This window comes from Roseateles noduli, from assembly GCF_050626985.1.
Taxonomy (GTDB): domain Bacteria; phylum Pseudomonadota; class Gammaproteobacteria; order Burkholderiales; family Burkholderiaceae_C; genus Roseateles; species Roseateles noduli_A.
This window is the reverse complement of sequence record NZ_CP192463.1, coordinates 5,114,323-5,138,072: the sequence shown is the minus strand read 5'-3', so window position 1 is coordinate 5,138,072 and position 23,750 is coordinate 5,114,323. Positions and strand designations below refer to the sequence as shown.

Annotated in this window: 18 protein-coding genes and 2 pseudogenes; 6 read left to right on the top strand and 14 right to left on the bottom strand. The window is 69.9% G+C overall.

From position 1 onward, the window contains the following. Positions 1-74: 74 nt before the first annotated feature. The gene (gene nadC / locus ACQ4L4_RS22290; RefSeq protein ID WP_431101033.1) at positions 75-935 is read right to left on the bottom strand and encodes a carboxylating nicotinate-nucleotide diphosphorylase; all 861 of its coding nucleotides are present in this window, start codon (positions 933-935) and stop codon (positions 75-77) included. Positions 936-962: 27 nt separating this feature from the next. After that, positions 963-1,661 (bottom strand): fumarylacetoacetate hydrolase family protein, encoded by a 699-nt coding sequence (locus tag ACQ4L4_RS22285; protein WP_431101032.1) that lies wholly within the window; start codon positions 1,659-1,661, stop codon positions 963-965. Positions 1,662-1,760: 99 nt separating this feature from the next. Here ACQ4L4_RS22285 and ACQ4L4_RS22280 point away from each other — a divergent pair, with 99 nt between their 5' ends. Next, entirely contained in the window at positions 1,761-2,996 is a 1,236-nt protein-coding gene (locus ACQ4L4_RS22280) for a septal ring lytic transglycosylase RlpA family protein (RefSeq protein ID WP_431101031.1), read from the top strand. A gap of 67 nt (positions 2,997-3,063) precedes the next feature. Here the strand turns inward: ACQ4L4_RS22280 and ACQ4L4_RS22275 are convergent, their stop codons facing one another. After that, positions 3,064-3,885, bottom strand: a complete 822-nt coding sequence (locus ACQ4L4_RS22275) for an SDR family oxidoreductase (RefSeq protein ID WP_431101030.1) — start codon at positions 3,883-3,885, stop codon at positions 3,064-3,066. A gap of 44 nt (positions 3,886-3,929) precedes the next feature. Between ACQ4L4_RS22275 and ACQ4L4_RS22270 the strand changes: the two genes are divergently transcribed. Next, positions 3,930-5,084 (top strand): diguanylate cyclase, encoded by a 1,155-nt coding sequence (locus tag ACQ4L4_RS22270; RefSeq protein WP_431101029.1) that lies wholly within the window; start codon positions 3,930-3,932, stop codon positions 5,082-5,084. After that, positions 5,084-6,274, top strand: coding sequence for a GGDEF domain-containing protein (locus ACQ4L4_RS22265; RefSeq protein ID WP_431101028.1), 1,191 nt, complete (start codon positions 5,084-5,086; stop codon positions 6,272-6,274). The genes ACQ4L4_RS22270 and ACQ4L4_RS22265 overlap by 1 nt, the downstream gene beginning before the upstream one ends. A gap of 123 nt (positions 6,275-6,397) precedes the next feature. Here ACQ4L4_RS22265 and ACQ4L4_RS22260 read toward each other — a convergent pair whose 3' ends face one another. The 3 genes from ACQ4L4_RS22260 to ACQ4L4_RS22250 form a co-directional block, all read right to left on the bottom strand. Continuing rightward, positions 6,398-8,581, bottom strand: coding sequence for a TonB-dependent siderophore receptor (locus ACQ4L4_RS22260; protein ID WP_431101027.1), 2,184 nt, complete (start codon positions 8,579-8,581; stop codon positions 6,398-6,400). A gap of 546 nt (positions 8,582-9,127) precedes the next feature. Continuing rightward, positions 9,128-10,804 carry a diguanylate cyclase domain-containing protein gene (locus tag ACQ4L4_RS22255; protein ID WP_431101026.1) on the bottom strand — a complete coding sequence of 559 codons (1,677 nt, stop codon included), beginning with the start codon at positions 10,802-10,804 and terminating at the stop codon, positions 9,128-9,130. Between the two features lie 53 nt (positions 10,805-10,857). Then, the gene (locus ACQ4L4_RS22250; protein ID WP_431101025.1) at positions 10,858-12,390 is read right to left on the bottom strand and encodes a CoA-acylating methylmalonate-semialdehyde dehydrogenase; all 1,533 of its coding nucleotides are present in this window, start codon (positions 12,388-12,390) and stop codon (positions 10,858-10,860) included. 101 nt (positions 12,391-12,491) lie between these two features. On the opposite strand from ACQ4L4_RS22250, the gene ACQ4L4_RS22245 reads away from it, so the two are divergent. Continuing rightward, positions 12,492-13,511: a LysR substrate-binding domain-containing protein gene (locus tag ACQ4L4_RS22245; protein WP_431101024.1), complete on the top strand. Its 1,020-nt coding sequence runs from the start codon at positions 12,492-12,494 to the stop codon at positions 13,509-13,511. Here the strand turns inward: ACQ4L4_RS22245 and ACQ4L4_RS22240 are convergent. After that, a complete protein-coding gene (locus tag ACQ4L4_RS22240) occupies positions 13,492-14,061 on the bottom strand; it encodes a DNA-binding protein (RefSeq protein ID WP_431101023.1) in 570 nt (189 codons plus the stop codon). The two genes, ACQ4L4_RS22245 and ACQ4L4_RS22240, sit on opposite strands and share 20 nt — an antisense overlap. Positions 14,062-14,270: 209 nt before the next feature. Here ACQ4L4_RS22240 and ACQ4L4_RS22235 point away from each other — a divergent pair, with 209 nt between their 5' ends. Beyond that, entirely contained in the window at positions 14,271-14,780 is a 510-nt protein-coding gene (locus tag ACQ4L4_RS22235; protein ID WP_431101022.1) for a DinB family protein, read from the top strand. Between the two features lie 40 nt (positions 14,781-14,820). Here ACQ4L4_RS22235 and ACQ4L4_RS22230 read toward each other — a convergent pair. The 3 genes and pseudogenes from ACQ4L4_RS22230 to ACQ4L4_RS22220 form a co-directional block, all read right to left on the bottom strand. Beyond that, positions 14,821-15,192 (bottom strand): annotated as a pseudogene (locus tag ACQ4L4_RS22230) (GNAT family N-acetyltransferase); the annotation flags it as partial. Positions 15,193-15,309: 117 nt separating this feature from the next. After that, positions 15,310-15,762 (bottom strand): annotated as a pseudogene (locus tag ACQ4L4_RS22225) (GNAT family N-acetyltransferase); the annotation flags it as partial. Beyond that, positions 15,759-16,304 (bottom strand): DUF2199 domain-containing protein, encoded by a 546-nt coding sequence (locus ACQ4L4_RS22220; RefSeq protein ID WP_431101021.1) that lies wholly within the window; start codon positions 16,302-16,304, stop codon positions 15,759-15,761. The pseudogene ACQ4L4_RS22225 and the gene ACQ4L4_RS22220, both read right to left, overlap by 4 nt. Positions 16,305-16,697: 393 nt before the next feature. Here ACQ4L4_RS22220 and ACQ4L4_RS22215 point away from each other — a divergent pair, with 393 nt between their 5' ends. After that, positions 16,698-17,537 (top strand): YecA family protein, encoded by an 840-nt coding sequence (locus ACQ4L4_RS22215; RefSeq protein ID WP_431101019.1) that lies wholly within the window; start codon positions 16,698-16,700, stop codon positions 17,535-17,537. A 28-nt stretch (positions 17,538-17,565) separates the two neighbouring features. Here the strand turns inward: ACQ4L4_RS22215 and ACQ4L4_RS22210 are convergent, their stop codons facing one another. From ACQ4L4_RS22210 to ACQ4L4_RS22195, 4 genes are all read right to left on the bottom strand, one after another. Further along, positions 17,566-20,070: a prolyl oligopeptidase family serine peptidase gene (locus ACQ4L4_RS22210; protein WP_431101018.1), complete on the bottom strand. Its 2,505-nt coding sequence runs from the start codon at positions 20,068-20,070 to the stop codon at positions 17,566-17,568. 114 nt (positions 20,071-20,184) lie between these two features. Next, on the bottom strand, positions 20,185-21,513 hold the full coding sequence (locus ACQ4L4_RS22205; protein WP_431101016.1) for an Hsp70 family protein: 1,329 nt from the start codon (positions 21,511-21,513) through the stop codon (positions 20,185-20,187). Between the two features lie 97 nt (positions 21,514-21,610). Then, complete coding sequence (locus ACQ4L4_RS22200; protein WP_431101015.1) at positions 21,611-22,936, bottom strand: D-amino acid dehydrogenase; 1,326 nt, start codon at positions 22,934-22,936, stop codon at positions 21,611-21,613. 57 nt (positions 22,937-22,993) lie between these two features. Then, on the bottom strand, positions 22,994-23,614 hold the full coding sequence (locus ACQ4L4_RS22195; RefSeq protein WP_431101014.1) for a LysE/ArgO family amino acid transporter: 621 nt from the start codon (positions 23,612-23,614) through the stop codon (positions 22,994-22,996). Positions 23,615-23,750 lie beyond the last annotated feature (136 nt).

Sequence of the window (23,750 nt, the reverse complement as noted above, 5' to 3'; positions counted from 1 at the left end):
AAGCCAGTGTCAGAAAGAAGTTCGGCGCCGAAAATGGCGCCGAATTGCAGGAGTCGCTGATATCTGAGTCAGCGTCAGCCGTCGACCCGCATCGAGTAGTCAACCGCCTTCGCGTCCTTGGTCAGGCGCCCGACCGAGATGCGGTCGACGCCCGTCGCCGCGATCCAGCGCAACTGGTCGATGGCCACGCCGCCGGAGACTTCCAGCAAGGCCTGACCCCCGGCGATCGCCACCGCCTCGCGCATCATCGGCTCGCTGAAGTTGTCCAGCAGCACGCTGACCGCGCCGGCCTTCAGGGCCTCGCGCAGCTGTTCGATGGTCTCGACCTCGACCTGGATCGTGACACCGGCCTCCAGCGCCTGCGCCTGCTGCAGCGCCTGCGTCACGCCGCCGGCCGCGGCGATGTGGTTCTCCTTGATCAGGATCCCGTCGTAGAGGGCCAGGCGTTGATTCGCCCCGCCGCCGACGCGCACCGCGTACTTCTGCGCCAGCCGCAGACCCGGCAGCGTCTTGCGCGTGTCCAGCACCGCGCAGCCGCGCGGGTTCGGGCTGGCGCCTTCGATCGCGCGTGCATGCGCGCGCGTCGTCGTCGCCGTGCCCGACAACAGCTGCAGGAAGTTCAGCGCCGGCCGCTCGGCCGACAGCAGCGAACGGCCTTCCGCCTCGATGCGGCAGACCACCGTGTCGGGCGCCATGTCGGCGCCTTCCTCATACGACCACTCGATCCGCGACGACCCGTCCAGCGCCAGGAAGACGCCCTCGAACCAGTCGCGGCCGCACAGCACCGCCGCCTCGCGCACGCGGACATGCGCCGTCACGCGCCGGCCCGCCGGCACCAGCCGCGCGGTCCAGTCGGCGACGCCGATGTCCTCGAACAGCGCATCGCGGATGTTGCGAGCGCGGGCTTCGTCCAGGGTCTCGTTGTGATCGAACATCGTCGCGGGTCTCTGACTGGCGCCGGGTTACTCGGCCTCGCCGATCGAGATCGACAGCTCGCCGAAGCCCTCGATCACGCCGACGATCTTGTCGCCCGGCTTCACCGGACCGACACCTTCCGGCGTGCCCGTGTAGATCAGGTCGCCCGGCTCCAGGTGATAGAACTGCGACAGGTTGGCCACCAGCTCCGGAATGCTCCAGATCATGTCCGACAGGTCGCCGCGCTGCTTCTCCACGCCGTTCACCGACAGCGTGATCGCGCCCTTGCTCAGCTCGCCCTGCTCCGAACGCGGCACCAGCTCGGTGATCACCGCCGAGTGCTCGAAGCCCTTGCCCAGGTCCCAGGGCCGGCCGATGGCCTTGGCCTCGTTCTGCAGGTCGCGGCGCGTCATGTCCAGCCCGGCGGCGTAGCCCCAGACCGCGTCGGCGGCCTGCTCGGGCGTCGCCTTGAACACCGGCTTGCCGATCGCGACGACCAGCTCCATCTCATAGTGCAGGTTCTTCGTGCCCGGCGCGTAGGGGATGGTGCCGCCCGACGGCGCCAGCGCGCTGGCCGGCTTGGTGAAGTAGAACGGCGGCTCGCGATCCGGATCGCTGCCCATCTCGCGGGCGTGGGCGGCGTAGTTGCGGCCGACGCAGAAGATGCGGCTGACGGCGTAGAGCGCGTCGGTGCCGCGCACGGCCACGGCGGCCTGCGGCGCTGGGGGGAAGAGGTAGTTGCTCATGACGGTGCGGACGTAACGATCGAAACGATCATGAAAGGGAAGAAGGGTGCGCGCAGCATAACCTTGGCAAATCCGCGCCGCATTGCTAGGGTTGCGGCCATGTTTGAAGCCCGCCCCGCCGGTCAGCGCCTGACCGTCCTGACGTGTGCCCTGATCCTGGCCGCCTGCGCCAGCCCTGGCCCCTCCTCCACCCGTTCCTCCTCCGGCGGCGCCAAGGTCTCCTCCTGGCCCGACCGGGACGGCCCCGACGCCGTCGTCCCCCCCGATCTCAAGAAGGTCCCCGATGCGGTGCCCCGGCTGGAGTCCATCCGCAAGGGCGGCCCCAACAAGCCGTACGAGGTGCTCGGCGAACGCTACGAGCCCATCGCCGAGGACAAGCCCCTGGTGCAGAAGGGCCTGGCGTCCTGGTACGGCCGCAAGTTCCACGGCAGGCCGACGTCCAGCGGCGAGATCTACAACATGTACGCGATGACCGCCGCGCACGCGACGATCCCGATCCCGAGCTACGCCCGCGTGCGCAACCCGAAGAACGGGCGCGAGATCATCGTGCGCATCAACGACCGCGGCCCCTTCCACAAGGGCCGCATCATCGACCTGAGCTATACCGCCGCGCTCAAGCTGGACGTGCTCAACGGCGTGGCGCCGGTGGAGATCGAGCGCATCACCTACGAGGACATCCGCTCCGGCGCGTGGACACGCGACCGCGACACCCTCTCGCCCGATCCGAAGGTCGCCCCCGACACGCCGGTGTATGCCGCGGCCACGCCCAGCGGCGCGCCCGACCTGACGACCACCGCCCAGATGCGCCCGCCGGTCACGCCGGTGCCGGCGCAAGTGCCGCTGCCGACGCCGCTGCCGACGCCGGTGATGTCGCCGGTCGCCAAGGCGGACCGTCCCGCGACATCGTCGACGCCGACCTCGTCCTCCTCGGCGAACCCCGACGCGGGCATGACACCGATTCCGATCACCGCGCTGCCGCCCGGCAGCGACCTGCCGCCGTCGGGCCAATCCAAGGCCGACGCGATGGCGACCGCCACCGCCGGCGCGATCGCCGCGACCGACTCGCAGGCGCCGGTGCCCGCGCTGAAGATCGCCGCCGCGCAAGGCTACTGGCTGCAGTTCGGCGCGTTCTCCCGCATGGAAGGCGCCGAGCAACTGCGCGAGCGCTTCGCGCGCGGCATGGAAGAACTCGCGCCGATGCTGACGATCTTCAAGGACAAGAACCTGCACCGTCTGCAGGCCGGTCCGTTCGCGAGCCGCGAGGACGCCCGCGCCGCCGCGGACCGCGTCCGCACGTCGATGGCGCTGACGCCGATCCTGGTCGAGCGGCGCTGAGCGCCACCGACGTCCCGGAACGCCCGCGCCATCGAGGTATCGGCGAGGCGCCGGCGCTCAGCCGGCCTCAGCGCCCGCCCGCCACGTCCAGCGTGGCACCGACGGTGTAGCCCGCCGCATCGGAGAGCAACCACGCGATGGCCTCGGCGATCTCCTCCGCGCGGCCGAGCCGGCCGATCGGAATGCCCTTGGCCGCCTCCGCCAGCCGGGCCTGCAGCGTTTCCGCGGGAAGGCTGTCGGCATGGATGTCGGTCTCGATGACGCCGGGGCGCACGCCGTTGACCCGGATGCCCTGTCCGATCAGCTCATGCCCCAGGCTCAAGGTCAGCGTGTCCACCGCGCCCTTGCTGGCGGCGTAGTCCGAATAGAGGTTCGCCGAGCCGCGTTGCGCCGCGCGCGACGACAGGTTGACGATCGCGCCGCCGCGTCCGCCGTGCGCGGTGCTCATCCGCGCAGCGGCCTGCTGCGTGCAGTAGATGAGGCCGAAGACATTGACCTCGAAGACACGCCGGATGCGGTCGGGGGTCAGGTCTGCCAACGAGGCCATGCGTCCCACCATGCCGGCGTTGTTCACCAGCCCGGTGAGCCGGCCCAGCCGCGCATCGACCTGCGCGAACATCGCCGCGACCTGCTCCGGATCGGCGACGTCGGCGCGGATCGTCACCGCCCGCCGTCCCAGCGCCCGCACACGCCGCGCCGTGTCTTCGGCGGCATCGACGTCCTGCCGATAGTTGAGCGCGAGGTCGTGGCCACGCGCCGCCAGCAGCAGCGCGGTCGCCGCGCCAATGCCGCGACCGGCGCCGGTGATCAGCGTGATCGAGCGATCGGCCTCATCGGTCGTCGCGGCGGGCCCGCCGGCCCCCTCGGAGTCAGGGACATCATTCGTCATGTGCGCGATTGTGCGCGCGGCATCGCTTTGCGATGATGATCCGCATGCCGCCGCTCGACGCCGCCACGCTGCTGATGGTGATCGCCGTGATCGACGCCGTCGCGTGTGTCGTCTGGCTCGCGCTGGGCGAGGCGCTGCGCATCGCGCCGCGGGCCTCACGGCGGATCTCGGCGTATCACGGCCTGCTCGCACTGGCCTGGTGGCCGACGCTCCCGGACTCGATGGAGCGGCTGGTCGCGCTGCCGCTGGACCTGGTCTCCGCGGGCCTGCTCACCGCCGGCGTGCGCGCGCTGACACGGGTCCGCGACGGCGCCTGGGACATCGTCGCCATCGTCGGCCTCGGGCTCGTCGCCACCGCCTTCACGGCCGGCGATCCGGACCTGGCCACCGCGCGCGCCATCTCCAACCTCGTCGGCGGGGTACTGGCGCTGATGGCCGCATGGGATGTCGCCATCGGCGCGGGCTTCCGGATCGGACTCACCAGCGTCGTCGTGCTGCCGTACGGCGTGCTGGCCGTCGGCTGCTTCTGGCGCGCGGGCGGACTGCTCGGCTGGATCCCGGCGGGGCTGAGTCCTGCGGGCCTGGGCGCCAATGCGCCGCTCGCGCTGTTGCGCCTGGTGGTGGACCTGTCGATCGCCACCGGCCTGGTCGCGCTCGTCATCCAGCGCCTGATCGCGCGGGTGCGCCATCTGACCCGTCGCGATGCGTTGACGGGCCTGCTCAACCGCCGCGCGCTGGAAGAGCACCTCGCCCGCCTGCAGGCGCAGGCCGAGCGCGGCCGCCGCCATGCCGTGCTGGTGCTGGACGTCGACCACTTCAAGCGCATCAACGACGAGCTCGGTCACGCGGGCGGCGACGCCGCGCTGCAGCACCTGGCGGGTGTGCTCGGGGCGACGCTGCGCGACACCGACTGTTTCGGGCGTCTGGGCGGCGAGGAGTTCGCCGTGTTGCTGCCCGACACCGAGCTGGACGGCGCGATGCTGGTCGCCGAGCGCCTGCGCGAATTGCTGCAGAAGCAGCCGCTGGCGTGGGGCGACAAGCTCTGGCCGATCAGCGCGAGCTTCGGCGTCGCGACCATGCATCCGGGCGACGCCAACGGCCACGGCGCGCTGTCGCGGGCCGACGCGGCGATGTACGCGGCGAAGGCGCGCGGACGCAATCGCGTGCTGCGCGCCGCCGGCGAGCCGGAACTCGCCTGATGCTGCCCGTTGCCGATCCCGTCACGCTGATCGCCGCACTGGTGGCGCTGTTCGGTGTCGCGGCGGTGGTCTGGCTCATGCTCGCCGTCGGTCTGCGCGAGTCGCCCTGGGCCTGCGCCAGCGTGGCCGGCGCGAATGCGGCGCTGGCGGGCTCGTTCCTGCTGCATGAGGCGCTCAGCTTCGCACCGCGCATGGACGACGGGTGGTCGGACTTCCTGTCGCTGGCGGCCTTCGGCCTGGTCCGCGTGACGGTGCCGCTGGTCGGCGAGCGGCCCGCGCCATGGCGTTCGACCGCGCTGCTGATCGTGGCTGTCGGACTCGGCACGGCGCGGTTCACGGGCGGACCGGGAACGCTGCCGCACACGCTGGTGCTCTTCGGCGCGATGAGCGCGCTGGCGCTGATGTCGGCCTCCGACGCCTGGCGGCTGATGCGCGCGCGCGGGCTGAATGCGCGGGCGGCACTGGTGCTCGCCTCGCCGCTGGTGGTCGTCGGGTTGCTGCTGCTCTCGCGGCCGGTGGAGGCTTCGCTCGCGCCGGGCCGCACCGACGACATCGACGTCGCCAGCGCCTTCAACATCGCGTGGTTGTGGGCCTCGCTGGTGCTGGCGCTGTTGATCAACGGCTGGATCGCGTTCCTGCTGCTGATGAAGCTGGTGCTGGAGATCCGCCGCTTGACCGAGCGCGACCCGCTGACCGACGCGCTGAACCGGCGTGCGCTGTCCGAGGCCGTGGACCTCGAGCATTCGCGCCAGACGCGCGGTCACGGCTACGCGCTGGTGCTGCTGGACATGGACCGCTTCAAGCAGCTGAACGACACGCTCGGCCACGCGGCCGGCGATGCGGCGCTGAAGGCGCTGGTGACGGTGCTGAAGCCGTGCCTGCGCGAGGTGGACCGCTTCGCGCGCCTGGGCGGCGAGGAGTTCTGCGTGCTGCTGCCCCACACCGGCATCGCCGGCGCCGCCCTGGTGGCGGAACGGATGCGGACGCTGCTCGCGGAACACCCGTTCGCCTGGGAAGGACAGGGCTGGCCGCTGACGGCCAGCTTCGGCATCGCCGAGTCCATGACTGGAGACGCCACCGCCGCCGACGTGCTGCGACGCGCCGATCAGGCGCTCTACCGCGCGAAGGCGCAGGGTCGCAACGTGGTGCAGGCGGTGGAGCTCGAACTGGCACGGAAGCCGGAGCGCTGATCCGCTCCGGCGATCCGCTTCAGGGGCCCGCTTCAGGGGCCCGCTTCAGGGGCCCGCTTCAGGGATCCTCTCTCGGCCCCCTTCAGCGAAGTGCCAGTGTGAAGCGCTCGGGTGCAGCCCCCGTCAGAACCGGCCGCGCACGCTCAGCATCACGCTGCGCGGATCCCCGTAGTTGGGATAGTCGAGGTTGGCCCAGTAGGTCTTGTCCAGCGCGTTGCGGACCGACAGGCCGAGGCTGAAGTGGTCGTTCAACTGGTAGTTGGCATGCAGGTTCAGCAGCACGTAGCTGCCCTGCGTGACGGTCACCGTGCCCAGCGTCGGATGCGGGATGCCGTAGCCCGCCACCGCGCTCTGCGCGTTCACGCCGGCGCCGACGGTGAGCCGCTCCCACGCGCCGCGCAGGCGGTAGCTGGTGCTGAGCTGCACCGTGTGGCGCGGCAGGTTCGCATAGATCAGATCCAGCGCGTTGCGCGTGATGCGCGTGTTGGCGTAACCCGCGTTCAAGGTCCAGCCCGGCGCGAGCTGGCCGGCAACGTCGAGCTCGAAGCCCTTGGTCTTCGTCCCGTTGACGCCGATGTACGCTGAGCCGCCGTCGGGCAGCGTGCCCTCCGGCACCGACGAGTCGCGCACCGCGTAGTGGTCCTGCTTGGCCTCGAACACCGCGGCCGACACCGCCAGGCGCTTGTCGAGGAACTCGCCCTTGATGCCGAACTCGGTGTTGCTGCCGCGAACCGGCGCGAGCAGGTTGTCGTTCTTGTCCTTGTAGTTCTGCGGCTTGAACAGGTCGGTGTAGCTCGCGTAAAGCGAGACCGCGTCGTTGATGTCGTAGACGATGCCGAAGTACGGCGACACCTCGTCGGTCACCTTGTAGGCGCCGGTCCGAGCCGTGAAGTTGCCGGCCGTGTTGAAGGCGTCGGTGCCGGTCTTCCAATAGCTCAGCCGCGCGCCAGTAATCACCGACAGCGGCTCCAGGACCTTCCACCGGCCCATCGCGAAGACGCCGCTCTGTTCGGTCTCGGCGACGCGCTTCGCGCCGGTGGCGCTGAAGGTCGGCGCGGGCGCGTTGCCGTCCCAGCTGCGGATGTCGGGGATGTTGTAGCTCCACGAGGCGACCGAGGTCAGCGTCGGCGTGGTCGTCGTCGTCTTCACGCCGTTGGCGCCGATCACCAGGTCGTGCTGGCGGCCGAACAGCGTCAACGTGCCCGAGGCGTAGAGATCCAGGCTGTCGCGCTTCTCCCAGCTCTTGCCGACGGCGGCGAGCAGCTTCAGCCCGGCGCCGGTCTTCGGGTCCGGATAGCCGCTGGCATACGTGCGCAGGCTGAAGGTGTTGCCTTCGCTGTGGTTGGCGATGGCCTTCAGCGTCCAGTCGCCGCCGAGCTTGTGCTCGAGCTGCGCGTAGCTCGTGCCGTTGTGGCGCGACCAGCGCGTCCACGGCGGCGAGAAGCTGGTCTCGCGCGGCAGGTCGGCGAGCGAGCCGTCCGACGCGAAGCGCGGGATCGTGCCCCAGATCGGGCCCTTGGGCACGTTGTTCTGGTCCTGGTAGCCGAGGGTCAGCGTCGTGCTGTCCGTCAGGTCGGCTTCGACGGTCGCCATGAAGGCGGTCTTGGTCTCGCTGTGCCGATCGCGATAGCCGTCCTTCTCCTGCGCCGAGGCGATCAGGCGTGCCCGCACGCGGCCGTCGCGGGTGATCGGGGTGTTGAGGTCGGCCTCGACACGATGGAAATCCTCGGAGCCCATCACCAGCCCGCCGTAGGCCGAGAACGCCTTCTCCGGTCGCTTGCGGATCATGTTGACCGTCGCGGACGGAATGCCGGCGCCGGTGGTCAGGCCGTTGGCGCCGCGCACGACGTCGATGCGCGAGTAGAAGACGGTGTCGTACTCCTGCTGCGTGCCGCCGCTGTAGGTCGGCACGCCGTCGGTCTGGAAGTCGGTGATCTGGAAGCCGCGCGCGAAGTACAGCGGACGCTGCGTGTCGTAGAAGGACACGTTCACGCCGGTGATGTTCTGCATCACGTCGTTGATGCTGATCAGCGTCTCGTTCTCGAGGCGGCTCGCGTCGAGGCTGCTCATCGACTGCGGCGTCTCGCGCGCGGTCAGCGGCAGGCGCGTGCTCGCTCCCTCGAGCTTCTTGCGCGCGGCGCTGATGGTGACGCGGTCCAGCGCACGGCGACGGTCGGCGCGGGTTGCGCCCTCGCCGGTGGATTCATTGGCGGCTTCGGCGGCAGGTTCAGCAGCAGCTTCGGCGGCATCAGCGTGGACATCCGGGACATCGGCATCGCGGACGGACGCCGGCAACGACTGGGCCATGGCGGCACCGGCGGACAAGAACAATGCGACCGCAGCCGCAACGGGGGTTCGAGAGGAGCGTGACATGGGAAAGAGCAGCAGCAAGCAGGCGTGAGCCCGCATACCGGCGCGCGCAAGCGCACCGGCCCCGGGGAGGGAGGTGGATGACAGAGGCTTGCGGGATCGGCTCCAGCGTCGCGCGGCGTGTGCAACGGGCGTTGCAAGGCGCGGGGAGCGGAAGATCAGGCTGGCAGGAGGTTCATCGGCGGGGAGTTACCCGACAGACGAGAACTGTTCTCATTGTAGAAACAGATCCGGCCGGCAGTCGGGCAAGACCTGTCACCGGGTGCGGGCTTCAGGCTGGGCCTCATTCGAGTCGCCAAGCGCGGGCTCTCCACGGGGCATGGGGGATCCCTCCAGGACCCCCAAGCCCCATTCCGGCCCCAGTGACGTTCGTGACGTTCGTGGCGTTCGTGGCGTTCGTGGCGTTCGGGGCGTTCGGGGCGCTCGTGGCGTTCGTGGCGTTATGGCGTCCGCAGCATCAGGTGTGTTCGTCGACGGCCGTGCTCAGGCCAGGGCGACACGGTTGCGGCCCAGATGCTTGGCGCGTTCGACGGCGGCGTTGGCGCGCGCGATGAGCAGGTCGGTCGCGTAGGGCGGCGCGCTCGCCAGGCCCATGCTGAGCGTCACGTCCAGGCCCGGTGCGAGCTCATGCCACGGGTGCACGGAGACGCTGGCGCGGATGCGCTCGCAGACCTCGAAGCCACGGTCCGCGATGGTGTCGGGGAACACGACGAGGAACTCCTCGCCGCTCCATCGCAGCAGCAGATCGGAGCCGCGTGTGTTCTCGCGCAGCAGTTCGGCGAGTTCCTGCAGCACACGGTCGCCGATCTCGTGGCCGTGGCGTTCGTTGATGTTGCGCAAGCCGTCGGCGTCGATCAGGGCGACGGTCAGCGGACGCCCCTCCTGCTCCGCCGTGCGCAGCAGCGGCGGCAGGCGGGTTTCCAGGCAGCGCCGGTTGCCCAGGCCGGTCAAGGGATCCTTGAACTCGGCGGCATCGCGCGCGGCGACGCTCGCCGGGTCGGTGGCGAACTCCGCCTCCATGCGCGAGACGAAGTACTGCGATTGCGCCATCAGCTGCGAGACCGCGCGCCGACGCTCCAGCGTGCGCGCCTGTTCGAGGTGGAACAGCGACGGCCCGAGCAGCGCGAGCGCCTTCGCGGCCCGATAGCTGGCCTGGTGCAGCCGCACGCGCAGGAACAGCGGCACGTCCTGCGGCGCGGGACTCGTCGCCGCTGCCGGCGCCTCGGCGGTCGCGACGTGCTCGGTCTCCGCGCACAGCACCTGCAGCTGCTGCCAGGCCATGCGGGCCTGTCCGCGCGCGAGCTGCAGCTCGGCGAGCATGCAGCGCAGGCGCCAGTCCAGCAGCCGGAAGCCGGCGCGCTCGCATTCGTCGCGGGCCTCGATCAGCATCGGCTCGGCCTCGTCGAGGCGCCCCATCAGCAGCAGCACCTCGGCGAAGTTGGACGCGGTCAATGCGATGCCGTAGCGGTCGCCGAGCTGCAGCGAGTGCGGGCGCGCCTCGCGGGCGAGTTCCAGCGCGCGTTCGAGCGTGCGCGTCGCCTGCGCCGGTGCGGCGCCGTCGCGTTGCAGGTGGTAGGCGCCAAGCGCGACCGTACACAGGTTGGTCAGCGTGACGACCTGCTCGAACGGCGTGGCATTGCTGCGGAGCAGGCCCGCGGCCTCGCTCATCAGGCGCTCGGCCTGCCAGGGATCGCCCATGCGCTCGAAGCAGGCGCCGAGGCCGTTCAGCGCGACCGCATGCAGCCGCATGTCGCCGAGCTCGCCGGCGAGCTTGAGCGCTTCATGCGCGCAGGCCAGCCCTTGTTCGTACGCGCCGAGCTCGCAGGCGGCGAGGCTCATCCAGCGCAGCAGCTCGCACATCGCGGGGCTCGCGCCCAGCGGACGCATCAGACGCAGCGCACGCTCGCCGACATCGAGCATGCCGGGCAGATCGCCCATGCGCAGCCGGAAGAAGCTGCGCAGCTTGCCGGCCTCGGCCTGCTCGTTGATGAAGCCTTCGGCTTCGGCGCGATCCCAGATCGCATCGGCCAGCGCAACGCCGTCGTCGAGCCGCGCCTGCTGCTGCGCGAGGCGCGCGCGCTCAAGCAGCTCGCTCAGCGGAACGCCGTCGAAGGCGGGCGCCGGAACCGGGACGGAAGAGGGAGCACCATGCGGAAACATCCGGCAAGGTTAGCCGATCAGGCGGCATGCGACGGCTGCTGGCCCTGCGGGGCTTACTTGCTCGTGGGCATCACGAACTCGGCGCCCTTGGCGATGCTGGCGGGCCAGCGCTGCATGACGCTCTTCTGCTTTGTGTAGAAGCGGACGCCTTCTTCGCCGTAGGCGTGCATGTCGCCGAAGAGGCTCTTCTTCCAGCCGCCGAAACCGTGCCAGGCCATCGGCACCGGGATCGGCACATTGATGCCGACCATGCCGACCTGCACGCGGCGCGCGAACTCGCGGGCGACGTTGCCGTCGCTGGTAAAGCAGGCGACGCCGTTGCCGAACTCGTGCGCGTTGACGAGGTCCAGCGCCGCGCCGAAATCCTTGACCCGCACGCAGGCGAGCACCGGGCCGAAGATCTCTTCCTTGTAGATGCGCATCGACGGCTGGACGTGGTCGAACAGCGTGCCGCCGGTGAAGAAGCCGTCGGGCAGGCCGTCGACGCGGTGGCCGCGGCCATCGACGACCAACGTGGCGCCTTCCTCGACGCCGTGGGCGATGTAGCCCTCGATGCGATCGCGCGCTTCGCGCGTGACGATCGGCCCCATCTCGGCGTCGAGCGCCATGCCGTTCTTGATCTTGAGCGCCTTCGCGCGCTCGGCGAGCAGCGGCACGATGCGGTCGGCGACATCGCCGACCAGCACGGCCACCGAGATCGCCATGCAGCGCTCGCCGGCCGAGCCGTAGGCGGCGCCTATCAGCGCGTCGACGGCCTGGTCGATGTCGGCATCGGGCATGACGACCATGTGGTTCTTCGCGCCGCCGAGCGCCTGCACGCGCTTGCCGTTGCGGGCGCCGGTCTCGTAGATGTACTGCGCGATCGGCGTGGAGCCGACGAAGCTCAGCGCCCGCACGTCGGGGTGATGCAGCAGCGCGTCGACGACCTGCTTGTCGCCCTGCACGACCTGGAAGATGCCGTCAGGCAGACCGGCCTGCTTGAAGAGCTCAGCGACGGCGAGGCTCGGCGACGGATCGCGCTCGCTGGGCTTGAGGATGAAGGCGTTGCCGGTGGCGATGGCCAGCGGGGCCATCCACATCGGGACCATGAAGGGGAAGTTGAACGGCGTGATGCCGGCGACCACGCCCAGCGCCTGGCGCGTGGTCCAGTTGTCGATGCCGGTGGAGACCTGCTCGGTGTAGTCGCCCTTGAGCAGCTGCGGCACGCCGCAGGCGAACTCGACGACGTCGATGCCGCGGCTCACCTCGCCCTGCGCGTCGGTGAAGACCTTGCCATGCTCGGCGGTGATCATCGCGGCGAGGCGGTCGCGATGCTGGTTCAGCAACTCGAGGAACTTGAACATCACGCGCGCACGGCGCAGCGGCGGCGCGTCCGCCCAGGCGGGGAAGGCGGCCTGCGCGGCGGCGACGGCGGTGTTCACGTCCTCGGCGTTGCCGAGCTGGAGCTGGCGGGCGACCTGGCCCGTGGCGGGATTGAAAACCGCTTGGCTGCGACCCGAAGTCGCCGGGACTCGCTCACCAGCGATGAAGTGGGTGATGTCGGCGCTGTCGGTGAAGGCGGCGGGGGCATGGGCGGACGAGGTCACGGCGGTCTCCTGCTTCTTGGGGGTTGGGATGAGTCTAGGCACCAGGCCCTCCCCTGCCTAGCCCAGATCACCAATCACATTGTTCGATAGACTGAACAATCATGGCCACCCGTCCCTCCCCCCGCTCTCCCGCTGCTGCTGCGCCCACCCTCTCGAGCCCGCCCTCGGAGGGTGTTGGTCCGTCGTCCATACGGGGGGACGCGCGCGATGAGCTGCTGTGGTCGCAGCTGCAGGCACTGATCGCGGTGGCGCGGCTCGGCAGCTTCACCAAGGCGGCGCAGCGGCTGGGGCTGTCGAAGGCCGCGATCAGTCAGCGGGTGGCGGAGCTGGAACGCCACCTCGACCAGCAGCTGGTGCAGCGCACGACGCGCTCGGTGCGCCTGAGCGAGGCGGGGTTGCGGCTCGTCGAGCAGGCGGAGCCGGGCCTCCTCCTGCTGAACCGCAGTCTGAGCGAGGCGCGCGAGGCGGCCGGCGCGCCACGAGGATTGCTGCGCGTCACGGCGCCGGTGGCGCTGGGCAGGCAACACGTGGCCCCGGCGCTGCCCGCCTTCTTCGAGCGCTATCCGGAGTTGCGGATCGAGCTCGACCTGTCGGACCGGCTGGTACCGCTGGCGCAAGAGGGCTTCGACCTGGCGATCCGGCACACGAGCGCGCCGCCGGAGACGCATGTGGCGTTCAAGCTGTGCGCGTCGCGGGCGCTGCTGACGGCGAGTCCGGCCTATCTGGAGCGGGCCGGCGTGCCGCAGCATCCGGCGGAACTGGCGCAGCACCGCTGCCTGCCGTATCTGCGGCCGGGACCCGCACAGTGGTTCTTCGAACGCAGCGCGGGCGACGCGGAGCCCGAGCGCATCCGCGTGCCGGTCCAGGGTCCCTTCCGCGCCAGCAACAGCGAGGTGCTGCGGGACGGCGCGCTGTCGGGGCTGGGCATTGCGCTGTTGCCCGACTTCAGCGCGCGCGATGCGATGCGGGAGGGTCGGCTGGTCGAGGTCCTGCCCGACTGGCGCGCGGTCGGCTTCTTCGGTGATGCGATCTACGCGATCCACCCGTGGAGCAGCCACACCCCGCAGGGGGTGCGATTGCTGATCGACCACCTCAAGGGCGTCATGAGCGAGGGGTATTGACCGCGGCGCCAATCCCCGAAAGGGCATCCAGCCGCGCGCGAAGGTCGGCGATCTCGGCGGCGAAGTTGTCACGGGCGGTGGTGGCGCCGACGAGCTCCATCTCGGCGGCGAGGCGCTTGTCGGATTCCGCGGCGGAGGTCGCGACCTGGCGCTCCAGCTGCTGGCGGAGGTCGGCGAGTTGCCCGTCCTTGCCCGCGATGGCGAGCTGGTCCTTGGCCTTGCCGACGAGCGCGTCCGAGGCGATGTCGCGCGCGTGGCGCAACTCGATGGTGAGACGTTCGATGCTGGCGTCGCGCTCGGCGACGCGGGAGAGCGCTTCGTCGCGGTCGGCGGCGGCCCGGTCCAGATGCGCCTGCAACTCGTCGCGCTCGGCTTCCGCGCGCTCGTTCAGGTGCAGCAGCGCGGCGAGGTCCGTTTCCGTCCGAGCGAGGCTGTCGCGCCAACGGGCGGCGACGTCCTCCATCAGATGCCGGGCATCGCGGAAGGTCGCGGAGATGCCGGAGGTGGCGGGCGGCGCGGCGACGGCGGCGTCGTCGAGTGTCGTGTCCATGTCGGTTCCCAATGAGGTCCGTGAGCCGGAGGGATCACGGCGGCGACCGATGCGTGTGTCGGGCGCCCATGGACGTGAAGGCGACCGTGGGATGTCGATGCTTTAATCGCCCCCTCCTGGAGGCTGACGTTTGGATGGCGAGCCCGTCGCTGCCAAGATGACGACCAGCCGACGCCCTTTGCAGGCCGACCGCCAAGGAGTGACCGACCATGAGCACCGTCTCCATCCTGTCGAAGCTGTTCCGCCACCAGGCCTGGGCCCATGACGGGTTCCTGCAGGTTCTCGAGACGCCCGACGCCGAGCGACACGCCGAAGAGCGCCAGACGGCGCTGCGGATCCTGAATCACTGCTACGTGGTCAACCAGATCTTCACGGGGCACCTGACGGGCCGGCCGCACGGGTACACGGCCAGCAACACCGTCGAGACGCCGACGCCGGAGGCGCTGCGTGCGGCGCATGCGGCGTCTGATCGTTGGTTCCTGGACTACGTCGCGTCGGTCACGCCCGAGCAACTGGCCGAGCGCATCGCATTCACCTTCACCGACGGCGATCGTGGCGCGATGACGCGCGAGGAAATGCTGTTCCACGTCGTGACCCACGACGGGTTTCATCGTGGCGAGGTCGGGCGCCTCCTGAAGCAGATCTCGTTGTCGCCGCCGCGGGACACCTTGGCCGTGACCCTGCACCGGGAAGAGCCGGCGCGGCGCGACCACGGCTGACCCGACCCTCGCCGCCGTTGTGCCGTCCGTCGTGGCGGCTTCATCCGATCGCCCGCGCCATGTACCGCACCCACCCGATGCGGCCCTGCTCGCGCAGCCCCGAGTCGACGAACCCGGCCTTCTCATACGCGCGACGCCCGGGCGCGTTGTCTTCGTCGACCGAGAGCACCAGTCGCGTCGACGCCGGCCATTGCTGCCGGACCCAATCGAAGACGGCGCGGAGCGCCAAGGTGCCGAAACCCTTGCCCTGGTGCGCGAGGTCGATCCGCATGGCGCTGATGACGGCATCCGACGCCAGCGCCCAGGCGGGCAGGCTCGTGCCTCGCTTCAGGACCAGGAAGCCGACGACCTGCCGACGTTCGATGATGGCCAAGCCTGCCACGTTGCCGTCCGCGTTGGCGTCGCACGTCTGCATGGCGCGCTCGACGCTGCCGGCGAATTCGACCTGCTCGGCCGTCACCGACAGCGTTGAGACGGCCTGCCGTTCGACATCGGTGAGCGCGTCCCAGGTCTTCAAGGCAATGACGGCGCCGACAGGCCTCACGTAGTAGCAATCGAACTCGCCTTCGTCGACGAGCTCGAATCCATGCCGCTGGTAGAAGCGATTCGAGTCGCTCTGCTTCAGCGCTCCGACCCGCACCGGCAGGCCGAGCCGCCGCGATTCATCGAAGACGTCCGCCAGCACCGCGGCGCCGATGCCGCGACCTTGGCTCGACGGATCGATGTAGAGGTGATCGAGCGACAGCCATTCCGCCTGCGGCGTCGTGACGACGAAGCCGACGCGATGTCCGTCGACGACGATGTGCCGCGTGCGCGTCGGATCGAAGCTCGACAGGAAGCGCTCGCGGGCGCGCTGGGGATCGAAGCGGCCGATGCGCTCAAGACTCTCGCGCATGGCGGCGATGCGCAGGGCCACCAGAGCATCGGCGTCATCCCGATGCGCCGGAAGGAACTGCATCGACGGCAAGTGGTTCGTCGTCATCGGTCCGGCGACGCTTCCGGATCGGTGCCGGCCTTGGGTGCATGCCCGTGAACCGCCATGGCATAGAGCTCCGCCACCCGCGCCGCAGTGATGCCCTCGCGTTGTTCAACCGCCAAGGGATGATCCGTCCGCTCCACTTCGATGAACGGGCGGATGAAGCCGTCGCGCAGGTGCACGTGGGTCTTGAGGTTCACCGTGTCCGGATAGCCCGTGAGCGCCGCATTCAGCCATCCGAAGAAGGGGCCGACATGGGAACGCTGCTCCTGCTCGTAGCACGCGAGCCACTGCTCGAAACTCGCCCGGCTCAGCGAGACCCACACGCCCCAACTGAACGGATCGCTCTCGCCTTCGACCGGGATCTCGAGGCAACCCCGGACGAAGAAGAACTCGCCGTCGATGACGCATTCGTCACTGCCCAGGGAGCAACGCTGTTCGCGCTCTGCCTCGGCAACGACGTAGTAGCTGAGCGGCGCCCGTGCATCGAGCGCCGGCATCCCATGATGCGTCTGGCCGCATCCGGCGCAATGAAACTCGAATCCCATGCCTCTCTCTCCGCTTCCCGTTTTCTTCTGCCGGCGGATCGTAGCCTTGGCGCCGTGACGCCCGTCGGACGCCACAAAAAAGGACGCCCGACCAGCAGAGCTGACCGGGCGTTGCAAGTCCTAGAAAGGACGTCGTTGGGATCGGTGCCGTCCATCGGGGCCTTGCGGGCCGCGCCGTTGGAGGGCGTAGATGCACTCTAGGGCGAACCCTGAGCATGCGGCATCCCCTCAAGGTGGGATACATGCGAAAAATGGTCAGCAGGTGTAAGAGCGACTCCGCATTACGGAAAACTGCGCACTGCCGCCTTGTTCGCACCATGACTTTTGTGCGGTGGCGAACAGAAGCCATGTGACTGACCTGCCGTGGCAGGCCCACCCGGATAATCGCCACCCATGACCGCGCCCAAGCACCCCAACAAGTCCGCGCCTCGCCGGCCCGCTCCCAAGACTTCCGGGAGCCCCGCCAAGGCTGGCACGCCAGCGCGGGGTCCGCGACCGCAACAGGGATTCGCCGGCCCGGGCCCGTCCGCTCCGCCCGCAGCCGCGACGCCGGGTGCGCCGCCCGAGGCCTGGAGCGATGCCGATCTCGAGGAGCTGCAAGCGCTGCTCGACGAGGTCCCCGCGCCGCTGGAACCGCTCGACGTGTCGATGCTCGACGGCTTCCTCGTCGCCGTGATCCTGCAACCCAAGCCAGTCCCGCTGTCCGACTGGTGGCGCTGGGTGCTCGACTCCGAGGAAGGCCGGCCCGCCCCCGCCCGCTACGACGCGCGGCCGCTGCTGCAGCTCGTCCAGCGTCGCGAGCATGACCTCAAGCAGGCCATCGCCGATCGCCAGTGGTTCGATCCGTGGGTGTTCGAACTCGACGAGGACGCCTCCGCCTCCGAGACCGTGCTGCCCTGGGTCGCGGGCTTCGCGCTCGCGGCCGATCTGTTCCCGGCGTTGATGAACCTGGACGAGACCGAACTCACCGAACCGCTCGCCCAGCTCTACATGCATCTGGATCCCGAGGACCTCGAGGACGCGGATGCGCTGCTCGAGGAGATCGAGAGCCTGGAGCCGCCGGAAGAGCTCGACGACGCGGTCGAGAGCCTGGTGCGAGCCAGTCTGCTGCTGGCCGACGTCTCCCGGCCGCAGCCCGCACCCAAACCGCAACGGCCAGGCGGCCATCGCGGGGGGCCTGGCGGTCCGGGCGGCCCGCGCCGCGGCGGACCGCCGCCCCGTCGACTGCGCTGAGGTCGTCAGCGCAGTGCGACTTCGGCGCTCAGCGCTGAGGAATCGCCGCGCCGGGTCCGACCTGGCGCTTCATCCACTCGCTCATCTCCCAGAGCGTGTGTCCCACCGACTCGCGCGCCGAATAACCGTGCGACTCGAACGGCAGCGTGACGTAGCGCACCGTGCCGCCCGTGCCCGCCAGGGCCTGGTACAGCCGCGCGCTCTGGATGGGGAAGGTGCCTGAGTTGTTGTCCGCCTCGCCGTGGATCAGCAGCAGCGGCTCCTTCAGCTTGTCGGCATAGTTGAACGGCGAGAGCTTCTGGTAGACGTCCTGCGCCTCCCAGTAAGTGCGGCGTTCGCTCTGGAAGCCGAACGGCGTCAGGCTGCGGTTGTACGCGCCGCTGCGCGCGATGCCCGCCTTGAACAGGTGGGTGTGCGCCAGCAGGTTGGCCGTCATGAACGCGCCGTAGCTGTGTCCGCCGACGACCATGTGCTCGCGGTCGCTGACACCCAGCTCCACCGCCTTGTCGATGACCGCCTGCGCGTTGGCCGTGATCTGCGCGATGAAGCTGTCGTTGACCGTCTTGGGGTCACCGACCACCGGCATCGTCGCGTCCATCAGCACCACGTAGCCGTCCAGCAGCAGCATCAGCGGGCTGGTGGCCGCGAAGCTGTTGAAGCGGTTGCCGGAGCCGCTCACCTGACCCGCCGTCGACGCGTCCGTGTACTCCAGCGGATAGGCCCAGACAAACGTCGGGCGACGCTCGCCGGCCTGGTAGCCCGGCGGCTTGTAGAGCCAGAACGACAGCTCGACGCCGTCCGCGCGCTTGAAGCGGACGAACTCGCGCTGGATGTCGCGCAGCTGCGGCGACGGGTCCTTCACCGCCGTCAGCGCCTGCGCCGTCGCGAGCGCGGCACCGCCGCGCAGCATCACGTTGCCGGGCTCGCTGACGCTCTCACGCACGGTGAGGACACGCGCGCCTTCAGCGTCGAGCACGGCCAGCGGGCGCTCGTAGTGCGCGCTGTCGCCGCCGTTGGCCTCGGCGCCGGACTGGAACACGCGCGTCTTCTTGTTGTCCGCGAGCACGAGCCGGTCGATGAAGGGCTTGTCACCCTCCGGGCTCGCGCCCGTGCCGAAGTACCAGATCGCATCGCCGTCCAGGCGCACCACCGCGCGTCCCGTCGGCTGCATGCGATGCACCGGCGTGCCCGGGTCGCGGTAGCGGTCGCGCACCGAGCGCTCGACCAGCCGCTGCGCCGGCGACGTGCCGTCCGTCGTGACGAGCTCCGTCGACGTGCGCATCTTCGTCAGGTCGAAGTCCTGCACCAAGGCCTGCTTGCCGCCCTCGAGGAACTCGAGCCGCGACAGCCGCTGCGGGACGCGATGCACTTCGCGCGCCTCGCCGGTGTAGGGCGCATCCAGGCGCATCAGCCGGTCCCGATGGGGCACCTGCGCGCGGTTGTCGCCGCCGTCCAGCGCCTCGACCCAGTAGACCGCGCCGTCAGCGCCAGGGGAGGCGAAGAAGTTGCGCGGGCCGGTGATCACGCCTTCGACCGGCACGCCTTCCTTCAGCTTCACCTTGCCGATCGCCGCGACCTTGCCGTCGATGCCGCGGACCTCGGCCTGCGCGGCGAAGTCATCCCAGCCGACCTGGTAGCTGAATGGCGGCAGCAGCCGCATGGTCAAGACCTGACCCGGCGTGCCGAGCGCTTCGAGGTGGCTGAAGAGGGCCGGCTCGCCGACCGGACGCACCGCGCCGGTGTTCAGGTCGATGCGCGCCAGCTGCGAGGTCGCGTGATGCGCGAAGACGGTCGCCTCCTGCGCATTGGTCAGCAGGTCCTGCTGGGTGCGCTCGGGCGAGTTGCGTGCGATGGATTCCTGGATAGCCGGACCCGACGGCGCGGCGAAGGTCGGCGCCGGACCGCGCCTGGCGGGCACCGTCAGCGTGACGAGCTCATGATCGTTGAGCCACACGACGTCGTTCTCGAGCATCGTGTGCAGCTTGAGCTTGGGCACGGCCTTGAGCTTGCCGGTCGCGACGTCGCCGACCCACAGCTCGACGGCCGTGTCGGTGCGCCGGTTCAGCAGGAAGCGCTTGCCGTCCGGCGAGAAACGCAGGTGATGGAAGGCGCCGCCCGCGGGCAGCACGACGGGACGCGCGACGCCGTCCGCGCCGTTCTGGAGCGGGCGCAGCGACAGCGATTCGATCGTGGTGATCAGCTGCGGGCTGTCGGTCGCCGGGTCGTAGCGCAGGCCGGCCTGACGCAGCACCGGCCGCGCGAGCTCGGCGATCGCGCGCGACTTGCGGTTGACGACGATCGCCAGCGTGCGCTGGTCCGGCGAGACCTGGAAGACCGGCAAGGCCTTCGCGTCGAGCACCGCGCGGATCGCCTCGGACGGCTGCTGGTAGATCTGCGCCAGCGACGCGGCGGAGGTCAGGGCCGAGGTCGACGCGGCCTCGTCCGCCGGCGCCGCGATCGCGGAGAAACCGCCGAACGCGGCGGACAGGGACAGGGTCAGCGGGATCAACGACGAGGCGCGAGGCTTGGGCATGTGTCGGCACCGTGAAGCAGAGGAAGGCGGCAATCTAGCAGCGCCCTCCCCCGATGTCCGACGTCAGCCCCCCGGGTGATCCCGAGGTTTCAGGCTCCGGGCCTCACGTCCGCATCACGCAGCGAACAGACGCGCCGCATGCAGGCCCAATCCGGTCGCGACCGACGCGAAACGGTCGCCGCGCACCGTCTTGGCGTCGGGGTAGTCCGCCGCGATGCGGTCGGCCAGCACGGTCAGGCCGGTCGAGCCGCCGGTGAAGTACAGCGCGTCGATGTCAGACGGCTTCAGCCCCGCGCGCTCGACCGTCTCGCGGCCGGCCTGCGCGATGCGCTCGATGTCGCCGCGCAGCGCATCCAGCGCCACGGCTTCCGAGAGCGGCACCGTCAGGCCGGACTCGATCAGCTGCAGGTCGATCGTGCAGTCACCGCCGCCGGCGACCTCGATCTTGGCGTCTTCCGCGCGATTGGCGAGCTCGTGGCCGAGCCGCTCGTCCAGCACCGTCATCAGTCGCTGGTGATGGCGCGGATCGCCGTAGAAGCCCTTCATGTTGCGCAGCTCCAGCACGCGCTGCGGGCTGTAGCAGGTGTTGATCAGGTGCCAGGTCGCGAGGTCGAAGTAGACGCCGCTGGGCACCTCGCGCGGCGTCTGGCCGGGCTTGGCGGGGCCGAGCGCGCGATAGCCGAATTCACGCAGGATGCCGGTCAGCTCGATGTGGCGGTCGAAGTCCGTGCCGGCGATGTGCACGCCGTGGTTGGCGAGGATGTCGTCACGGCGATCCAGCCGCTTCGCGCGGTCGGGGCCGACGCGCACCAGCGAGAAGTCGGAGGTGCCGCCGCCGATGTCGGCCACCAGCACGAGCTGCTCGCGGTCGGCCTGCTGCTCGAAGTCGAACGCCGCCGCGATCGGCTCGAACTGGAAGTGCACGTCCTCGAAACCCACCGCCCGCGCGGCGGCGGCCAGCGAGGCCTGCGCCGCGGCATCGCGCTCAGGCTCGCCGTCGACGAAGTAGACCGGCCGGCCGAGCACGACACGACGCGGTTCGTGGCCCTGCGCATCGGACAGGCCGGCCTGCTTGCGCAGGCGCTTCAGGTAGCCGCTGAGCATGTCGATGTACTTCACGCCGCGGCCGCCGCCGACGTCGGTGACCTGGTCGATCAGGCTGGTGCCGAGGATGCTCTTCATCGAGCGCATCAGCCGGCCGTCGACGCCCTCGACGTAGGCGTTCATCGCCGCGCGGCCGAAGGCGCGCGGCGGGCCGTCGGCGTCGTGGCGCCCCTCGGCGAAGTAGAAGACCGCCGTCGGCATGGTCACGTTGCCGCCTTCGAGCGGCACCAGGCGCATCGCGCCGGGGCGTTCGATGTCGGGCACGGCGACCGCCGAGTTGGAGGTGCCGAAGTCGATGGCGCAGAAATCGCGCGGCAGGTCGGAAAGCAGAGAGGACATGGCGGCGCGGCGGAAATGCGAAAAGGGCGCGGATTCTAGCCGCGCCCTGGTTTCGGGGCTCCGGCGCTCCGATGACGCCGGGAGGGGTTCCGCCGGATCAGGCGGGCTGCAGGCTCCGCACGGCCTGGGCGGGCAACGCGTCGCCATAGAAGCCGAAGTCCAGTTCGGGCCGCTTGCCGCTCATCAGTTCCGCCAGCGCGCGGCCGGAGCCGGCGCCGTGCGTCCAGCCCAGCGTGCCGTGGCCGGCGTTGATCCACAGGTTGGACGCCTTCTGACTGCGGCCGATGTAGGGCACGTTGGTCGGCGTGCTCGGGCGCAGGCCGGTCCAGAAGTTGGGCTCGGACAGGTCGGCGACGCCGGGGAACAGCTCTTCATAGCGACGCACCAGCGACTCGCAACGCACCTTGGAGGTCGGGCTGTCCAGGCTCGTGTCCAGGCCCACCAGTTCGGCGGTGCCGGCGATGCGGACGAAGTCCCCCAGGCGCGAGATCGCGATCTTGCGCGCGTCGTCCAGCAGGCTCACGGTGCTGGCCTGCTCCGGCTTCTTCAGCCGCAGCGTGGCCGAGTAGCCCTTGGCCGGATAGATGTTGAGGTGCTCGCCCAGGGACTTCGTCAGGGCCGGCGCGTACGACGCCAGCGCCACGACGTAGGCATCGCCCTTGAGCCATTGCGTCTGGCCGGTCTCACGCGACTGGATCTGCACGCCCGCGATCTCGGTCCCCTGCGCACCGCCTTGCGACTGCAGGGTCACGATGTCGTGGTTCCACAGGAACTGCGCGCCGCGCTTCTCGGCCAGCTTCGCCAGCGCCTGCGTGAAGACGCGCGCGTCGCCGGATTCGTCGCTCGGCGTGTAGGTGCCGCCGAACACCGCATGCTGGGCCGAGCGCAGCGCGGGCTCGATCGCCAGGACTTCGTCGCGGCTCAGCACGCGACGGTCGACGCCGTGGCGGCGCATGATCTCGGCGCCCTGCACGCCGGCCTCGAAGTCGGCTTCGCTGCCGAAGAAGTGCAGGATGCCCTTCTGCAGGCGGTTGTACTCGATGCCCGTTTCCGCAACGAGCGATTGCAGCGACTCATGGCTGTAGCGGCCCAGGCGCACGAGCTGCTCGACGTTGCGCTCGAACGCGGCCGTCGTGCACTGGCCCAGGAAGGACAGGCCCCAGCGCCATTGCGCCGGATCCAGCCGCGGGCGGAACAGCAGCGGCGCGTCGTCCTTCAACAGCCATTTCGCGACCTTGAAGGGCGCCCCGGCGTTGGCCCAGGGCTCGCAGAAGCAGACCGAGATCTGCGCGCCGTTGGCGAAGCTGGTTTCCAGCGCCGCATCGGGCTGGCGGTCGACGACGACGACATCGTGACCCTGGTCCAGCAGGTACCAGGCGGTGTGGATGCCGATGATGCCGGCGCCGAGGACGATGACCTTCATGGAGAGCTCCAGGTGAACTTGTGGTTCTGCTGCGGTTCAGCGTTGGACATGCATGCTTCAGGCCAGCGGGCGCAGGATCAGCTGCAGTCCCAGCACGGCCATCACGACGGCGATCAAGGCATCGATGCTGCGCCAGACCGCCGGCCGGCGCAACGCCGGCGCCACCGCCGCCGCGCCGAAGCCCAGCAGCGAGAACCACATCCAGGACGCCACCGAGGCGCCCGCCGCGAACGGCAATTGCAGGCCCGCCGGCTGCTGCGCACCGACGGTGCCCAGCAGCACCACCGTGTCCAGGTAGACATGCGGGTTCAGATACGTCATCGCCAGCGTGCTGCCCAGCACCGTCGACAGCGAGGCACTGCCCGCCTGCGCCTGCAGACCGGCCCGGGGGGACAGCGCGCGCAGCGCCGCCTTCGCGCCGTAGGCCAGCAGGAAGGCGGCCCCACCCCAGCGGAAGGCTTCCATCAGCAGCGGGCTGGCGGCGATCAGCCGGCCCAGCCCGAACACGCCCAGCCAGATCAGGAGCATGTCCGACAGCGCGCACACCACCACCACCGGCGCCACGTGCTGGCGCATCAGGCCCTGCCGCAGCACGAGCGCGTTCTGCGCGCCGATGGCGACGATCAGGCCGGCTCCGGTGAGCCAGCCTTGCAACAGGGCTGCGCTGAACGATGACATCGGAGGGATCCGGTTGAAACGGGGCGGGGGGAAGAAGGTGTCGGGGCGAGCGTTGCCACCCGTCCGAAGGAACGGTTCGCCGGGATTGTCGGGAGCACACCCGCTTTCATGAAGCGGGATTAATATCTCAGCGTCT

What these genes read in the sequence shown, in the direction of transcription:
- nadC (WP_431101033.1), bottom strand. Translation starts at nt 935, where the DNA reads ATGTTCGATCACAACGAGACCCTGGACGAAGCCCGCGCTCGCAACATC.
- ACQ4L4_RS22285 (WP_431101032.1), bottom strand. Translation starts at nt 1,661, where the DNA reads ATGAGCAACTACCTCTTCCCCCCAGCGCCGCAGGCCGCCGTGGCCGTG.
- ACQ4L4_RS22280 (WP_431101031.1), top strand. Translation starts at nt 1,761, where the DNA reads ATGTTTGAAGCCCGCCCCGCCGGTCAGCGCCTGACCGTCCTGACGTGT.
- ACQ4L4_RS22275 (WP_431101030.1), bottom strand. Translation starts at nt 3,885, where the DNA reads ATGACGAATGATGTCCCTGACTCCGAGGGGGCCGGCGGGCCCGCCGCG.
- ACQ4L4_RS22270 (WP_431101029.1), top strand. Translation starts at nt 3,930, where the DNA reads ATGCCGCCGCTCGACGCCGCCACGCTGCTGATGGTGATCGCCGTGATC.
- ACQ4L4_RS22265 (WP_431101028.1), top strand. Translation starts at nt 5,084, where the DNA reads ATGCTGCCCGTTGCCGATCCCGTCACGCTGATCGCCGCACTGGTGGCG.
- ACQ4L4_RS22260 (WP_431101027.1), bottom strand. Translation starts at nt 8,581, where the DNA reads ATGGCCCAGTCGTTGCCGGCGTCCGTCCGCGATGCCGATGTCCCGGAT.
- ACQ4L4_RS22255 (WP_431101026.1), bottom strand. Translation starts at nt 10,804, where the DNA reads ATGTTTCCGCATGGTGCTCCCTCTTCCGTCCCGGTTCCGGCGCCCGCC.
- ACQ4L4_RS22245 (WP_431101024.1), top strand. Translation starts at nt 12,492, where the DNA reads ATGGCCACCCGTCCCTCCCCCCGCTCTCCCGCTGCTGCTGCGCCCACC.
- ACQ4L4_RS22240 (WP_431101023.1), bottom strand. Translation starts at nt 14,061, where the DNA reads ATGGACACGACACTCGACGACGCCGCCGTCGCCGCGCCGCCCGCCACC.
- ACQ4L4_RS22235 (WP_431101022.1), top strand. Translation starts at nt 14,271, where the DNA reads ATGAGCACCGTCTCCATCCTGTCGAAGCTGTTCCGCCACCAGGCCTGG.
- ACQ4L4_RS22220 (WP_431101021.1), bottom strand. Translation starts at nt 16,304, where the DNA reads ATGGGATTCGAGTTTCATTGCGCCGGATGCGGCCAGACGCATCATGGG.
- ACQ4L4_RS22215 (WP_431101019.1), top strand. Translation starts at nt 16,698, where the DNA reads ATGACCGCGCCCAAGCACCCCAACAAGTCCGCGCCTCGCCGGCCCGCT.
- ACQ4L4_RS22210 (WP_431101018.1), bottom strand. Translation starts at nt 20,070, where the DNA reads ATGCCCAAGCCTCGCGCCTCGTCGTTGATCCCGCTGACCCTGTCCCTG.
- ACQ4L4_RS22205 (WP_431101016.1), bottom strand. Translation starts at nt 21,513, where the DNA reads ATGTCCTCTCTGCTTTCCGACCTGCCGCGCGATTTCTGCGCCATCGAC.
- ACQ4L4_RS22200 (WP_431101015.1), bottom strand. Translation starts at nt 22,936, where the DNA reads ATGAAGGTCATCGTCCTCGGCGCCGGCATCATCGGCATCCACACCGCC.
- ACQ4L4_RS22195 (WP_431101014.1), bottom strand. Translation starts at nt 23,614, where the DNA reads ATGTCATCGTTCAGCGCAGCCCTGTTGCAAGGCTGGCTCACCGGAGCC.